At 63.5% G+C, this 15,312-nt stretch carries 13 protein-coding genes; 6 read left to right on the top strand and 7 right to left on the bottom strand.

Annotation, left to right across the window (positions count from 1 at the left end):
* The first annotated feature begins 83 nt into the window (after nt 1-83).
* Nucleotides 84-1,061, top strand: coding sequence for a VOC family protein (locus KIH45_RS04755; RefSeq protein ID WP_213174864.1), 978 nt, complete (start codon nt 84-86; stop codon nt 1,059-1,061).
* A 7-nt stretch (nt 1,062-1,068) separates the two neighbouring features.
* Here KIH45_RS04755 and KIH45_RS04750 read toward each other — a convergent pair whose 3' ends face one another.
* From KIH45_RS04750 to KIH45_RS04725, 6 genes are read right to left on the bottom strand one after another with little or no spacing between them, the layout of a single operon-like run.
* On the bottom strand, nt 1,069-2,616 hold the full coding sequence (locus KIH45_RS04750; RefSeq protein ID WP_213174863.1) for an FAD-binding oxidoreductase: 1,548 nt from the start codon (nt 2,614-2,616) through the stop codon (nt 1,069-1,071).
* Nucleotides 2,613-3,827, bottom strand: coding sequence for a class I SAM-dependent methyltransferase (locus KIH45_RS04745; protein WP_213174862.1), 1,215 nt, complete (start codon nt 3,825-3,827; stop codon nt 2,613-2,615). Before KIH45_RS04745 ends, KIH45_RS04750 begins: the two co-directional genes overlap by 4 nt.
* 4 nt (nt 3,828-3,831) lie before the next feature.
* Complete coding sequence (locus KIH45_RS04740) at nt 3,832-4,653, bottom strand: alpha/beta fold hydrolase (RefSeq protein WP_337925404.1); 822 nt, start codon at nt 4,651-4,653, stop codon at nt 3,832-3,834.
* Nucleotides 4,640-4,999, bottom strand: coding sequence for a hypothetical protein (locus tag KIH45_RS04735; protein ID WP_213174860.1), 360 nt, complete (start codon nt 4,997-4,999; stop codon nt 4,640-4,642). The genes KIH45_RS04740 and KIH45_RS04735 overlap by 14 nt, the downstream gene beginning before the upstream one ends.
* Entirely contained in the window at nt 4,996-5,691 is a 696-nt protein-coding gene (locus KIH45_RS04730; protein ID WP_213174859.1) for an isochorismatase family protein, read from the bottom strand. Before KIH45_RS04730 ends, KIH45_RS04735 begins: the two co-directional genes overlap by 4 nt.
* Nucleotides 5,688-6,560: an isocitrate lyase/PEP mutase family protein gene (locus KIH45_RS04725; protein ID WP_213174858.1), complete on the bottom strand. Its 873-nt coding sequence runs from the start codon at nt 6,558-6,560 to the stop codon at nt 5,688-5,690. Before KIH45_RS04725 ends, KIH45_RS04730 begins: the two co-directional genes overlap by 4 nt.
* Nucleotides 6,561-6,695: 135 nt before the next feature.
* Between KIH45_RS04725 and KIH45_RS04720 the strand changes: the two genes are divergently transcribed.
* Both KIH45_RS04720 and KIH45_RS04715 read left to right on the top strand, forming a co-directional pair.
* Nucleotides 6,696-7,667 carry a CobW family GTP-binding protein gene (locus KIH45_RS04720; protein ID WP_213174857.1) on the top strand — a complete coding sequence of 324 codons (972 nt, stop codon included), beginning with the start codon at nt 6,696-6,698 and terminating at the stop codon, nt 7,665-7,667.
* Nucleotides 7,664-9,016, top strand: coding sequence for a dihydroorotase (locus KIH45_RS04715; protein WP_213174856.1), 1,353 nt, complete (start codon nt 7,664-7,666; stop codon nt 9,014-9,016). Before KIH45_RS04720 ends, KIH45_RS04715 begins: the two co-directional genes overlap by 4 nt.
* A 25-nt stretch (nt 9,017-9,041) precedes the next feature.
* Here the strand turns inward: KIH45_RS04715 and KIH45_RS04710 are convergent, their stop codons facing one another.
* The gene (locus KIH45_RS04710; RefSeq protein ID WP_337925403.1) at nt 9,042-10,550 is read right to left on the bottom strand and encodes an MFS transporter; all 1,509 of its coding nucleotides are present in this window, start codon (nt 10,548-10,550) and stop codon (nt 9,042-9,044) included.
* A 169-nt stretch (nt 10,551-10,719) separates the two neighbouring features.
* On the opposite strand from KIH45_RS04710, the gene KIH45_RS04705 reads away from it, so the two are divergent.
* From KIH45_RS04705 to KIH45_RS04695, 3 genes are read left to right on the top strand one after another with little or no spacing between them, the layout of a single operon-like run.
* The gene (locus KIH45_RS04705; protein ID WP_213174855.1) at nt 10,720-12,768 is read left to right on the top strand and encodes a hydantoinase/oxoprolinase family protein; all 2,049 of its coding nucleotides are present in this window, start codon (nt 10,720-10,722) and stop codon (nt 12,766-12,768) included.
* 19 nt (nt 12,769-12,787) lie between these two features.
* Nucleotides 12,788-14,671 (top strand): hydantoinase B/oxoprolinase family protein, encoded by a 1,884-nt coding sequence (locus KIH45_RS04700; protein WP_213174854.1) that lies wholly within the window; start codon nt 12,788-12,790, stop codon nt 14,669-14,671.
* The gene (locus tag KIH45_RS04695) at nt 14,668-15,300 is read left to right on the top strand and encodes an isochorismatase family protein (RefSeq protein WP_213174853.1); all 633 of its coding nucleotides are present in this window, start codon (nt 14,668-14,670) and stop codon (nt 15,298-15,300) included. Before KIH45_RS04700 ends, KIH45_RS04695 begins: the two co-directional genes overlap by 4 nt.
* Nucleotides 15,301-15,312: the final 12 nt, after the last annotated feature.

Below are 15,312 nucleotides of genomic sequence, written 5' to 3'. Positions count from 1 at the left end.
CCTGCGACTACATTTCCGATTGGCGAACGAGCGCGATTTCCTTGCTGCGACAGTGCGATGCGTAACAGCACAAGGACTACTTCATGACGGCGACCGGCATCTGCGAAATCGTGTTCAGCACTTTCGACATCGATCGCGCGATGAAGCCGTTGGTCGAAGTGGCCGGTTTTGTGCGGCTGGACCTGCCCGATGCGCCGAAGGAGCAGTTCGCGGCCTGGCAAGTGCCCGAAGGCTGCACGCGCATTGAACAGGCGCTGTTCCACGCCCCCGGTGACCGTCGCGGCCGCATCAGGGCGGTAAAGTTCCACGGGGTCGAGCAAAACCTGATCCGCCCCAGCCAGCGCACTTGGGACACCGGCGGTATCTTCGATCTCGATCTGTTTTCCGCCGACGTTCGCGGGACATATCGCGAGCTTCAGAACGAACATGGCTGGACCGCGTTCGGGGAGCCGGTTGACTACGAGATGGGCGAATTCGACGTCGCCCAAGTCGTTGCGCGGGGGCCGGACGGGCTTATGCTGGCCATCATCCAGCCTTACAAGGAACCGACCTTCAAGTTGCCCGATTTCGACGCCCTGTCGCGGGTGTTCAATTCGACGCAACTGGTCGCTAACCTCGATGCGGCGCTTGAGTTCTATTGCGAGACGCTGGGCTGGGAAGTGCTGGTCCGCGAAGACGTGAGCGGCTTTGTCGAGCCGGGGCAGGACGTGCTGGGCATTCCGATGCCACACGCCGAAACGTGCCTGCGCAAGGTCGCCATCGTCCATCCGCAGGGGATCAACGACGGTTCGGTCGAACTGATCGAGATCGAAGGGCTGGACGGGCGCGACTATTCGGCCCGCGCGGTCGCGCCCAATGTCGGCATCCTGGCGCTGCGCATCACGGCCGATGATCCCAAGGCTTACGCCAGCGAGATCGTAGCGCGCGGTGGCACTCTGTTTGCCGAGCCGTCGACTTTCGAAGTCGCACCTTTCGGCGAAGCCACCACGTTTTCCGTGCGCAGTCCCGAAGGTGCGATCATCGAATTCGTCTCGCCCATGGACGAGACGCTGATCGGCTAACCGGCCCTCAGATGCCGAGCGCGCCCGGGTTCATCAGGTTCTTCGGGTCGAGCTCGGCCTTGATGGCTTTCAGCAGCCCGATCGCACCGGCATCGCGGCCCTTGGCATAGGGGTAGAGCTTGCCGATCTGGAAGTGGGCCGCACCGTGGCGGTCCATCATCGCGATCATGTCGGTACGCATCGTCTCGATCAGCGCGGCACCCTCCGGATTGGCCGGATAGCGCGGCAGCGAAGCAAGGTAGTCCGGCTCCATCATGCGTTCGTGATAGGGCATAAGTTCGTCCTGCCAGTAGAGCGCAGGCTCGAACAGGAACGTGCCCGATCCGATCGAGGAGAACATGGCGCCGACGAACGCCTTGTGGCGCTGCATATCGGCTTCCTTGTTCGCTACGTATTGCGCAAATTCCGCTTCGAAGGCGGCGACCTGCGAGTGCGGGAACAGTCCGTGCAGTGGCACCCAGCGTTCGCCATTGGGACCGAGCATGTTGTGTAGCGGCTGGAACGGCATCGCGCGCACGACCGTCGGGACCGAATTCGCAATCTCGCGTCCGTGCTTCAGGCCTATGGCGCGAACGGTGGCGAGCTTGGCCTTGGCTTCCAGTGGAGTGAACCCATCGCAGATATAGTGCGCGGCATAAGGCGCGCTGGCGAGCACGCGGCGGCCCGCCTTGGCAAGCCCGATCAGGCTGCGCGCGGCAACGACCGCGTTGGGCGACGATTTCCAGACCCCACGCGCGACCGACAGCACGGTGCCCGCGTCCTGCTTCGCGATCTGGCCCTGCGACAGCTTGAGGTCGAGCCCGAAGCTCTTTTCCTCGACCTTCGTCGCGGCGACTTCGGACATGCAGGCGTGGAGCGAGGCAAAATCGGGGAAGGCGAAGCTGGCCGTGGCCGAATGCGGACGGCGGCGCAGCAGTTTCAGCGTGATCGCCGTCTTGACGCCGAGCGCGCCGGAATCGCCGATGAACAGTCCGGCAAGGTCGGGGCCATAGTTGCGAAACCGGCCTTCCACTTCGCCGCTGCCGCTCGTTCCTGTGCGGATCATGGTGCCGTCGGGCGTTATGACATCGATGGCGACGACGCTTTCGGCCGAGATGCCATTGGCGTTGGACCCATGGCCGTTCGCGTTCTGGCTGACCGTACCGCCGACACTGGCAGCAAGGCCGCTGAAGGTGCCGACGAAAGGCACTTTCAGTCCGTGCTTTTCGAGCGCCGCGTCAAGCGCGCGCCACGAGATGCCCGGCTCTACCGTGACGGTCATGTCGCGCTCGTTGAGTTCGACGATGCGATCGAGCGCGGAGGTGTCGATGACGACCGAACGCTCGCTCTTCGGCAAGTGCGCGTCGGTATAGGAAACTCCGCCGCCGCGAACGTGAATGGCAAGCCCTTCGGCGGCGGCACTGCGCACGATGCGTTTCAGGTCCTCGATGGTCTCGGGACGAAATGCAGCAGCAGGCGCCGCGTGCGAGCGGTAGACATCGGCGCCCAGAAACGCACGGTCCTCGGCGGACAGGTTGCCCGCGTCGTCGGCAATGGTCTTTTCGAGCGTGCTCACGAAGCGCCCTCCGCTTTGCGAGCGATCAGCACTTCCCAGCCGCCACCCGGAGCATATTCCCCTGCGCGAAACTTGCGATTGGCGACTTTTTCGGCGGCGTCGGCATCGTATCCGGTGCCTTTCGCCATCTGTTCGCGGATGGCCATCGGCGCCGTGTCGAAGCTGATGGTGTCGGCAGGGAACCCCGCATCCTTCGCCAGCTTCACTTGGTCCATCTCGCGCATCGCGCCCCAGAACGGTTCGTTGTTGTAGTAAGTCTCGTTGTCGAGGACGAACTGCGTGAACGGGTCCATCAGGTCGAACGGGGGCAAGTCGGCGTGGATCATGTAGCCGCCGGGCTTCAGCAGCCGGTGGCATTCGTTGAAGATGCGCGGCATCGCCTTGCCGCTGGTTTCGTGCAGCAGGATGTGGCTGACGACGAGGTCGAAGCTTTCATCCTCGAACCCGGTATCTTCTGCGTTCATCTGCGCGAAGTTGACGTCGTGGTTCAGCGCGACGGCGCGGGCATGAGCGTAGCGCACCAGCGCGCCGGTGACGTCGATGCCCCATACTTCGGCATCGGGGAAAAGCTCCTTGTAGGGCAGAGTCGAGTGGCCGACCGTGCACCCCATGTCGAGGATCCGCTTCGGCTTGAAATCGGGCAGATTGCGGCGAATATAGTTGCAGACCGACCGGCCCTTGTCGTCATTGAACGGCCCGCCGAACCCCATCGAATAGAGATAGACCCCGCGTTCGTAGAGCGCGCCTGCCGCAAAGCCCGCCGCGTCGCCGGAATCGTAGCCGCCCGGCATGCAGTGGATGTCGAGCGCGGTGACATAGCGCGGCACGTCCATCCCGGGGTCGAGCTTCAGCGCGCCGCCATCATCTTCGCGCGCGCTGACTTCGCCTTCCAGACGGTCCCAGTCGCGCTCCAGCGTGTCGATAACCGAGTGCCAGATCATCTCCTGCGCACCGCGGGTCATCGCGGCATAGGCCTGGAAATATGGCTTCGACTTCATCGCGCGCCGCACTTCGTGGCGGCTTTGCAGGTCGACGCCTTGCGCCTTCTGTTCCTTCGCGGTCTTCGCGAAGAGCGGCGTCAGGCCGGGCAGAACGGCCCGCTGGATGTAACCGCGCAGGCTTTTCGCGAAATCCTGCCGACTGCTTTCGTCGTGGTTGGGACGCGGCAGGACCGGGTGGTCGGCCTGCTGGAAGATGTTGCCGACCGCCATTGCCTTACTCCTTGCCCAGCACGAATGCCGCCACTGCGTCGGACCACGCCTCGCTCTGCTGGTCCACGATATCGACCCCACCGCCGTCCAGTTCGACGAACGCGAAATCGGGGCGCAGCTTGTGCGCCTCGTGCGAATGGGAATTGATCATGTCGCCGCTATTGGTGAGGAACAGGCCGGGCTGCGTCACGAGCGGCAGGCGCGGGCCCTGATCGTACATGTAGGCGGCGTGGTGCCCCCACCAGAACTGGCCCCGCCCGACGAGCGCCTGCACGACGTAATCGCTGATGCGGTCAAGCTCGACCGTGCCATCGGCAAAGCGGTGCCGGATGTCGAAAAGTTCGGCCATGTGGCCTGCGTGTTCGCGCGCCGTGAAGTTCTTTTCCCAGACGTGAAGGCCCGACAGGAAATCCTCGCGGTCCTTCTCGCTGACGAGCAGCGCGCCGTTCACGATCAGCTTGTCGAACCGGTCGGGGAAAAGGATCGCCGCCTCCGTCGCGGCAAGCGCGCCAGTGTGGTGACCCAGCATCGCCGCTTTCCCGATCCCGAGCGCGTCGAGAACGGCAGGAGCGACCGCGGCATAGTCGGCCACTGTCGGTGTATCGGGTGTCGGGTCCGACCCGCCAAAGCCGGGCATGTCGATACCGATGGCCATCACGCCGCGTTCGGCCAGCAGGGGATAAACCATGTCGAACTGGCCCGAAGTCATTGGGGCTTGATGGAACATGACCAGCGGGGCGCCGGTGCCCATGACCTGGTAATGGACCTGTCCGAAGGGGCCGTCGGCGTAACCGCGGCGGGGGAAAGTCTGTTCAGATGTCGCCACGGGCAATCTTCTCCAGCGTTTCGTCATAGGCGTCGCCGCCGGTGCGCTGTTCGACTTCGGCGCGTTGCTGCGCGAAGATAAAGAACAGGCGGTCGTAGAATGCGTTGCGGGCGGCCTCGCGCTCTTTGAGCGCAGCTTCGTCCAGCTTCAGGCTCTCGATCCCTCCGGCAAGGTCGATACCGTGGCCCGCCATGACCCGCTCTGCCGCGTCCAGCCGGTCGCGCAGGACCCATGTTTCCTGCGCCAGCGTCATGATCATGCTGAACGCTTCGTCCACGCCGGGCGTGTCGAAGAACGTGGGGCGCTTGCCGCGAACGGTGCGGGGAAGGTCGGGCTTGTCGCTCATGCCGCTTCTCCTGCAGCCCTGTCCGCGAGTTCGGCGTCGATCTCGCCTACGGGGCGGACGTCTGCGTATTTGTAGGCCATGTCGAACAGGTTCACCGCGTGGGCCGCCTCGCTGCGATCGTAGACGCATTCTTCCGGCACGGTGACGTGGAAGTTGTAGGAAAACGCATCGACGACGCTCGATCTCACGCAACCGCTGGTGGTGCATCCGGTCACGACGACCCCGTCACAGCCCAGATCGATCAGGTAGCTGGCAAGCGGCGTGCCGAAGAATGCGCTGGGGTGTTTCTTGGGCAGCAGGACATCGCCGTCCTGCGGAACGACTTCCTCGACGAAGCGATAGCCTTCCTGCGAGATCGTCATCAGTTCGGGCACCTTGGCGGCAAGGCGGCCCTGGTCAAACGCTTCCTTGGGCGCGACGTGCGGATAGATGACGGGCAGGCCCAGTTCGCGGAACCGGTGCATCAGCGGCGCGATGTTGCGCACCGCTTCCCAGCCAGGCGCGCCGCAACTGGTCTTGAATTCCTCGATGCTGTCCCAGAACGGTTTTTCCGCCGTCCCGATCGTGCGGTACTGCACATCGATGATCAGCAGGGCAGGGCGCTTGCCGATGCCGCCGGCGCGTCCGAACCCGGCCGCGCGGTAGCGTTTTTCCTCGTCAGCCGAGACGATGCCCGTCCACGGACGGCTCACTTGCCCGCACCTTCATAGCGGCGTCGCATTTCGTCCCACTCGGCAGTGCGGACCATGCGCTGGCGTTCGGGGAAACCAGCCAGACGGTCGCTGACAGTCTCCAGTGAACCGTGATCGCGAAGGCCTGCCAGCACGTGCTGCATCCCCGCGACCGATGCCTGCAGCGCGGCATTGGCATAGAGCACGAGGCGATAGCCCATCGCGCCGAATTCCTCGGCCGGGAAGGGCGGGGTCTTGCCGCCGTGGACGACGTTGACGAGGTGCGGCTTGCCGCTGTTGCGCGTAGGCGCATCGCGAAGCTGTTCCTCGGTGATCAAGGCTTCGACGAAAAGGATGTCGGCACCGGCCTCGGCGTACATGGCGGCGCGTTCGATCGCGGCGTCGTAACCTTCGGTGGCGCAGGCATCGGTGCGGCCCATGATGAGCGTCTTTTCGCTGGCCCTTGCATCGCAGGCGGCCTTGATCTTGCCGATCATTTCGTGCGCGGGGACGACTTCCTTGCCTTCGAAGTGGCCGCAGCGTTTCGGGAAGACCTGGTCTTCAAGCTGGATGACGCTGGCACCGGCGCGTTCAAGCCGGCGGACCGCGTGATAGCAGCTGACCGAATTGCCATATCCGGTATCGGCATCGACGACGAGCGGCAGGTCGACAACGTCGGCGATGGCGGACACGGTTTCGGCCATGTCGGTCAGGTTGAGAATGCCGATGTCGGGCAGGCCCAGCGCGGTATTCGCGACGCCTGCGCCGGTTACGTAAAGCGCTTCGAAGCCAAGATCCTGCGCCACGCGGGCGGCAAGCGGATTGGCGACGCCGGGCAGAAGAATCGGCGGGCCGTCCTCCAGCCGGTGGGACAGATCGAAATTGGCCATCGGGACTCCCTTTGTTGACCGGGAGGCTACGGACGACCTGCGTCTTGGCTAGTGGCGCAACGTGGATTTAGCCGACTGACGGATAACCGGCATCCGGCCCGCAGTAGTTGCCAAAATGCGACATAGGCTGCCGTTATGCGCACTGCGGTCGACATCCTCACCGGCTTTCTGGGAAGCGGCAAGACCACGCTTCTGAACCGCATGCTGGCATCGCCGGATATGGCCGGAACTGCCGTCATCGTGAACGAATTGGGCGACATCGCGCTCGATCATCTGCTGGTGACAGAACGCAGCGATAACATCGCATTGTTGGAAGGCGGCTGCCTGTGCTGCGCGGTTGTCGATTCCTTGCCCGAAACGCTGCTGGAACTGTGCAGGCGGCGGGCTGCGGGCGAGATCCCCGCCTTCGACCGTATCGTGATCGAAACGACCGGATTGGCCGATCCAGGGCCCATCCGGCGGGTGATCCGGCAAAGCTCTCTGCTGGCTCATTTCCTGACTGCGGGCGTGGTCGTGACGGTTGTCGATCATCATGATCTTGAAAACCGGCTGTCCCATTTTGCCGAAATGCGAAACCAGATCGCGCTGGCGGACCGCTTGGTCTTTTCGAAAGAGGACCTGCACGGACCAGTGCCTGCGCGAATGCTGGGGCTGGTCCGGTCGGTCAATCCACTGGCCGTGATTACCGATGCGGATTCTGCGGCAGAAGCGCCGCGATCGGTTTTTGCACCGTCGCTGATTTCCCCCGACCTCGACGAAGACCGGCAGGGCCACGTCCATTCGCACGATGTGCGCGCGTTCAGCCTACCGATCGAAGCCTTGGCAACACGGTCGGGCATAGTCGCTTTAACCACGGTTCTGAGTGTCCGATTGGGAAGCAGTCTGCTCCGCGTGAAAGGCATCGTGCCGGGGCGGCATGGTGCCTTCCTCGTCCAGGGGGTGGGCGACCATTTCGAGATCGAGATGATCGCGTCGGTGCCTGAGGGCGTTACCCCGCACCTGACTTTCATCGCCGAAAACGCGGCACGCGCCGACTTCGAGAACGAACTGCACTGGCTCGCCATTCCAGAAGGCACGCCGCCACCTGCACCGGAGACACTGACATGACCTGCGACCTGCTGATTGCGAACGGAAAGGTTGTCGATCCGGCCGGAACGGTGGAGGCGCGCGACATCGCGATTTCCTCGGGCATCGTAGTAGGCCAGTTTCTCCCCGGATCAGGTCCCGAGGCGAAAGACGTGATCGACGCGACCGGCCTTCACGTCTTCCCTGGCCTGATCGATGCACATGTCCATTTCGGATTCGGTGAGCCGGTGACCGAATACACGACCGAAACCGTCTATGCCGCGCAGGGCGGGTTCACTTCGATCGTTGGCTACTTTCTGTCCAGTCAGCCCTATGGCGAGATATTCGACGCCGAAATCGCCCACGCCCGTCAGCGTTCGCACGTCGATTTCGGTTTTCACTTCAGCGTCGCGAACGACACGCATCTTGGCGAGATGCAGGAATACTGTTCCCGCTATGGCGTCAATTCGTTCAAGTATTTCATGAACTTCAAGGGCGAGGAGGGACGTTATCTGGGCCTTGATGGCACCGATGACGGCTACTTCTACGCCTTGCTGGAAAAGGCCGCGTCGATCGGCGACGTCACCATCGTCGTCCATACCGAGAATATCGAACTGGTGAACCGCTTCCGCCGCGACACGATTGCCTCAGGCGGCGGTACCTTGCGCGACTGGAACCTGTCGAAGCCTCCGTTCACTGAGGCGGAAAGCGTCGTGCGCGCGCTCTATTTTGCAGAGCACCTGGGCGCGACGATCTACATCCCGCACCTCAGCACGCGCATGGCGCTGGACGAGGTGCGGCGCTGGCGCGACCGCTATGACCGCGTCTTCGTCGAGACATGCCCGCATTATCTGACCCACGATCTCGATGCCGACATCGGGCCCATCGGCAAGGCAAACCCCCCGTTCCGCAGCGCCGACGATGTCGCCGCGCTATGGGAAGGGCTGGCCGACGGTTCGATCGATGTCGTTGCCTCTGACCACGTCCCGCGCAAGCGGGCGACGAAGGAAACCTCGATCTGGTCCGCCTCGCAGGGGTTCCCCGGCACGGCGACGATCCTGCCGGTCCTGCTCGACCACGGGTACCACAAGGGCAGGCTCAGTCTTCCGCGCATTGCCGAACTGCTGACCAGCGCGCCGGCCGCGATCTTCGGGCTGGAAAGCAAGGGCAGTCTCGCGCCCGGCAGCGACGCCGACGTGACGCTGGTCGACCTTGCCAAGGTGCACGAGGTCGATCCGGCGAAGCTGGGCTCGTTCTCCGACTATAGCCTCTACGAAGGACATTCGCTGAAAGGTTGGCCAGTGCGTACGATCCTGCGCGGCAAGACGATCATGCACGACCACGAGATCACCGGCGAAGGCGGCTACGGCAGCTACCTTTCGCGCGGCTGATCCCGCCGGTTTGAACCCGTCCGCGTCAGGCGGGGACGGGCTCGCCTGCCTGATCCGCGGCCTTCAGCGCCCGGTTGAGCGCAGGCACGAAAGCCATGCTGGCAAGAAAGAATGCCATCGGCACGACCGAGTACGACATGATGATGCCGGTCAGCGCGCCTGCATCCTGTTCGATGATTCCGCCGCGCGATGACTGGAAGCCGAACGCCGACAGCGTGACACCCGAAATCAGCGGGCCGAGCGCAAAGGCCAGTTTCTCCGACGCGGACCAGATGCCGGCATAGCTGCCTTCCATCGCCGCGCCCGATCCGGTTTCGCCCTGGTAGATGCTGTCGGTGAAAAGGGAGGTGAGCAATAGCAGGAAGCCCGCATTGGTCACCCCGATCAACCCGCCGCGCAGCAGGATGAGCAGTTCCTTCACGCTTACTTCGCCCACTGCGGGCAGGGCAACGAACATGTCCGAGCCGTAGTCGATCCACAGCCAGCTGAGCGTGATGAGGCACCATGCCAGAACCTGCCAGACAAACAGTGGCAGCTTGCCCATCCGCTTCGACAGCGAAAGCCACAGCGGCTGGACGGACAAGCCGACGATCGACATTACGATGACGAAGGGCAGCAGCAGTTCGACGCTACCGGCAAGGTAGATGAAGACCAGCGCGACGACGGTATAGGAACAGGCCTGACCGACCGTCTGGATGAAATGGATGATCAAAAGCAGGCGGAACGGCTTGTTGCGGGCCAGCGCCGCGAACTGCTCTTTCAGCGGAGGCGTTGCCTGTTCTTCCGAAGTCTTGTGATCCTTCAGCACCGAATGCAGCCCGATCGCGCTGCCCAGCATTGATACAAGGCAGATCAGTCCGAAGATCAGCCCCATCGAATGCCACCCGGCATAACCGCCGCCGAACCAGAACACGACCGGTTGGGCAACGCCGACACCCAGTAGCACGCCCGCCGTCACGAAGATCATGCGGTAGACAAGGATGCGGGTTCGCTCGTGCGTGTCGGTAGACAATAGCGCGGCGATGCCGAGGTAGGGGACCGAGAACGCGCTGAATGCCGTCATCGATAGCAGGAACACGATGCTGACGATCGTTGCCGTCACCAGTTCGCTTGCGAAATCGGGAATGCTGAACAGGGCATAGAAACCCAGACTGGTCAGGATCGCGCCGACAGCGAGAAACGGCGTGCGTCCGACCTTGTTGGCCGAGCGGTCGGACCATGCGCCCATCAACGGATCGCAGATGATGACCCACAACTTGGGGATCAGGATCGCCGCCCCTGCCATCCATGCCGGAATGCCCAGGATGGTCGTCATGAATACCGGCAGAAGCGCGGCTGGCGTATCCCGGAAGATCTGTGCGCCCGTCTGGCCAAGGCCATAGCGCAGCAGCACGTTGACGGGCAGGGCGGACGAAGAATTGGCGTCTTGCGGCAAAGGGGGCGCTCCGCGAATTGCTGTTGCCACAGGCTGAAGCCGACCGGGCAGGGCGAACAGGAAATGCTCGTCGATGACCGCGTGCCGGATATTGGCCACCAAGCGATACGCTGCATTGTGGCAGGAACCCGCGTGTAACCGCCGATCTGCGGATACGGCGCGGCGCAATGCGCTCTCCGCCTAGCGATCAACAGCCGCTCGCCCCCTGCCATCGGGCCTGCGCCAATGCTTGCATCGCGTCGTTAAACCACACGCGAGATCAAGACATATGACCTATCGGCTTGGCGTTGACGTCGGCGGCACATTCACGGACCTGCTCCTGTTCGATCAGGAAAGCGGAGCCTTCTGGCGCCACAAGACCCCCTCCACCCCGCACGACAGCTCCGAAGGCATCCTGAACGGCCTTGAAGCTATCTGCGAGAAGGCGGGCATCACCCCTGCCGATATCGAGTTTTTCCTGCACGGTACGACCGTTGCGACGAATGCCGTCCTTGAAGGCAAGGGCAGCCGCGTCGGCCTGATCGTCAGCGAAGGCTATCGCCAGGTCATGCAGATCGCGCGCAGCTTCGTGCCGGGCGGTCTTGCCGGCTGGATCGTGTGGCCCAAGCCCGAACCGCTCGCCGCGCTGGAAGACACTGTCGAAATCGATGGCCGCATGGATGCCAACGGCAACGAAGTGCGCCCGATCGACGATGCGCAGATTCGCAAGGCGCTCGAAACGCTGCGCGATGCAGGCGTCGAGGCGCTGACCGTCAGCCTGATGAACGGCTATCTCAACGGCGCGCACGAAACCCGCGTCGGCGAACTCGCCGCAGAGATCATGCCGGACGTTCCGATCTCGCTCAGCCACGAAGTCCTGCCCGAAATGCAGGAATACGAACGCACCCTGACCACGGTTGCCAACGCCGCCGTGCGCCCCGTCGTCGGCAGCTATGTCCGCGCGCTTCGCAGCCAGCTTCGTGCAGGCGGCATGGCCGGTTCGCTTTCGCTGCTGCGTTCGGATGGCGGTCTGATGAGCTCCGAAAAGTCGGAAGAGCATCCCGTCTCGCTGCTCATGTCCGGCCCGGCTGGCGGCGTGACCGGCGCGCTCTGGGTCGCGAAGAACGCGGGGCTCAAGAACATCCTTACCCTCGACGTCGGCGGCACTTCGACCGACGTGGCATTGATCGAGAATCTCGAAGCTCGCCGCGTCCGCACGACCGAGGTCGGACACCTCTCGGTCCGCGCTTCGGCGCTGGACGTGAAGACGGTGGGCGCCGGTGGCGGTTCGATCGCCTATGTCCCCGAACTGACCGGCGCGCTGCGCGTCGGCCCGCAGTCGGCGGGCGCGGTTCCGGGTCCTGTCGCCTATGGCAAGGGCGGGACCGAGGCGACGGTGACCGACGCCAACGTCGTGCTAGGCTATTTGCCCGAAAGCCTGCTGGGCGGTTCGTTCAAGCTTGACCGCGAAGGCGCGAAGGCTGCGGTTCAGAAGATCGCGGATGCACTGGGTATCGGCCTTATGGAAGCGGCCCGCGGCATCATCGACATCGTGAACGAGAACATGTTCGGCGCGCTGCGCATGATCTCGGTCCAGCAGGGCTATGACCCCCGCCACTTCGCCCTGATGGGCTTTGGCGGTGCAGGTCCGCTCCACGTCAACGCGGTCGCCCGCCTGATGGGTAGCTGGCCCGCGGTCTCGCCGGTCAGCCCGGGCGTGCTTTGCGCCCTTGGCGACGCGACGACGCAGATGCGCACCGAAACGGCGCGCAGCTTTTCGAAGCGTTTCGACGAAACCGACGAGGCCAGCGTCATTGCCATCCTCGAGGAAATGGCCGCCGAAACGCGCGCTGAACTTGAAGCGGAAGGCATCAGCCCGTCCGACATCAACACCTCGTTCGAACTCGACGTGCGTTACGAAGGTCAGGCCTTCGAAGTCCCGCTGTCGATCGACCCCGAAACGCTGCGCAAGGATGGCCTGGCCGCCGTGCGCGCCCGTTTCGACGAAGAGCATGAGCGCCTGTTCACATTCAACATGGACAGCGCCCACGAACTGGTGAACCTTCGCGCCGTGGCGCTTGGCCCGGCACTCGAACTCGGCCGGTTCAACCTGCCCGAAGGCAACGGCGATCCGTCCGAGGCAAAGATCCGCGATCACGAGTTGTGGGCAGACGGCAAGATGGCGCCTGCCGTGATCTACGACCGTTCCAAACTGCGCGCCGGGGACGTGATCCCGGGCCCTGCCATCGTCATCGAGATGGATTCCACCACGCTGATCGAAGCCGATTGCGTGGGCACCGTCGATGCCGTCGGCAACATCCTCATCAACCTCGCCTGAGCGAAGGGAGTAATCACCGATGCCTGCACGGATCATCCAGGAAAACGAAGCCCCCTTCGCGACGGTCGACATCGATCCCGTCACGCTGGAGGTCATCGAAAATGCGCTTCGCAACGCCCGCATCGAAATGGACGCGACGCTGGTGCGTACCGCCATGTCGCCCGGCATTCGCGAACAGGGTGACGCGTTCCCCCTTATCGCCGACAGCAAGGGCCGCATGATCGTCGGCCAGTTCGGCAGCTATATCGGCCCGTTCCTCGACGGGTTCGACGGCACGGTCGAAGACGGCGACCTGATCTTCCTGTCCGACCCCTATTCGGTCGGCGGCGCGATCAGCCACTCGAACGACTGGCTGGTGCTGATGCCGGTGTTCAAGGACGGCCGCCTCGTCGCCTATACCTCTATGTTTGGGCACCAGTCCGACATCGGCGGCAAGGTGCCCGGATCGATGCCGATCGACGCGACCAGCATCTTCCAGGAAGGTGTGCGCATTCCGCCGGTGAAGCTGTGGAAGCAGGGCCAGTACAACGAAGACCTTATGAAGCTGGTGCTGCACCAGGTCCGTACGCCCGAATGGTGTTCGGCCGACCTCAACGCCCTGATCGCGGCCTGCCGCGTGGCCGCGCGCCGCGTTGTCGAGCTTTGCGAGCGTTTCGGCGACGACGTCTATGCCTCGGCCACGAACCTGCTGCTCGATCGCAACTACCGCGCGATGAAGCACCTGGTTGAAACGTCGGTGTCGGAAGAGAAGGTCAGCTTCCAGGACTACATCTGCGACGATGGCCTTGGCTACGGCCCCTACAAGATCCGCTGCACGATGTGGCGCGAGAACGGGAAGGTGATCCTCGACTTCGATGGCACCGATCCGCAGAGCCAGGCCTCGATCAACTTCTTTCTCAATGAAAACATGATGAAGATGTTCTTCGGCATCTACATGATCATGGTTTTCGATCCGCAGATCCTGTTCAACGACGGGTTCTACGACCTGATCGAGGTTCGCATTCCCAAGGGCTCGCTGCTGAAGCCCAAGTTCCCCGCCGCCCTGTCGGGCCGCACCCACGCGCTGGGCCGCCTCTTCGACATTCTCGGCGGCCTGCTGGGCCAGAAGACGCCGGAATTCCTCAATGCCGCGGGCTTCTCGTCCTCGCCGCACCTGTTCTACGCGGGCACGGACAAGAACGGTAAGTGGTTCCAGCTTTTCCAGATCGGCTTCGGTGGTATTCCGGGCCGTCCGCTGGGCGACGGGCCGGACGGCCACTCGCTCTGGCCGGGCTTTACCAACGTGCCGAACGAGTTCCTTGAGCGTTACTTCCCGCTGCGGATCGAACGGTATGAAACCGTGCCCGACAGCGGCGGCGCAGGCCTGCATCGCGGCGGTAACGGCATCGACATGGTCTACCGCTTTCTCGAACCCGGCGTCATCGCCATCCACGACGACCGCTGGTTCGTTCCGCCTTGGGGTGTGAATGGCGGCCTTCCGGGCAAGCGAGCGCGCAAGCTGCTGGTCAAGGCCGACGGGACCGAGATCGTCATGGGCAACAAGGTCGAGGACTATCCGGTCGAAGCGGGCGACATGCTGCACTTCATCACCTGGGGCGGTGGCGGCTGGGGCGACCCGCTGGAACGCGATCCGGCACTGGTGTTGAAGGAAATTGGCCAGGGCCTAGTCACGGCGCAGGGCGCGCTGGATTACGGCGTGGTCATTGCCGACGACGGCTCGGTCGATGCCGATGCGACGGAAGTCCTGCGCACGACGATGCGGGCCGAACGTCCCGCCGATGGTGGCCCGTTCAACTTCGGCCCCGACATCGAGACGCTGCGCGCCAACTGCCTTGAGGAAACGGGCCTGCCCGCTCCCAAGCAGCCGCAGTGGCACTCTTCGCTGGCGGAGGCCGCGGAGTGAGCGAGGAAAAGGACCTTAACGAGGATTATGCGCGCGGCGGTTTCGGCGGCGCGCTGGAGAGCGGGAAGAACCCCGCTCTCATCCTCGTCGACGTGGTGATGGCGTATTTGACGCCGGATTGCCCGCTCTATTCCCCGCGATTCGAGGATGCGGCTGACAGCTGCCGCCGCCTCGTCGCCGCGGCGCGAGAGGCCGGCGTTCCGGTGATCTTCACGAACGTCGTCTACCGCGCAGGCGGGCTCGACGGCGGGCTGTTCTATCGCAAGGTGCCTGCGCTTCAGTCGTTCCTTGAAGGTTCTGAGCTAGGCGCTTTCCCGCCTGATCTCGACCCGCGCGCGGACGAGGTCGTGGTGACCAAGCAATATGCCTCGTCGTTCTTCGGCACGTCGCTGGCGGCTACGCTGACGGCGATGGGCATCGATTCCCTGTTCATCACTGGGTTCTCGACCTCGGGCTGTGTCAGGGCCACCGCGCTCGACGCGATGCAGAACGGTTTCGTTCCGCTGGTCGTGGCCGATGCCTGCGGCGACCGCGATGCGCGCCCGCACGAATCGAACCTGTTTGACCTTTCGCAGAAATATGCAGAAGTCCTGAGCGAGGCCGAAGCCGTCGCGCTAATGCAGCGCTGACGGGCTTCGGGC

Source organism: Croceicoccus gelatinilyticus, assembly GCF_018398395.1.
Lineage (GTDB): Bacteria > Pseudomonadota > Alphaproteobacteria > Sphingomonadales > Sphingomonadaceae > Croceicoccus > Croceicoccus gelatinilyticus.
The sequence above is the reverse complement of the archived record's forward strand: the minus strand, read 5'-3'. Positions and strand labels throughout refer to the sequence as shown.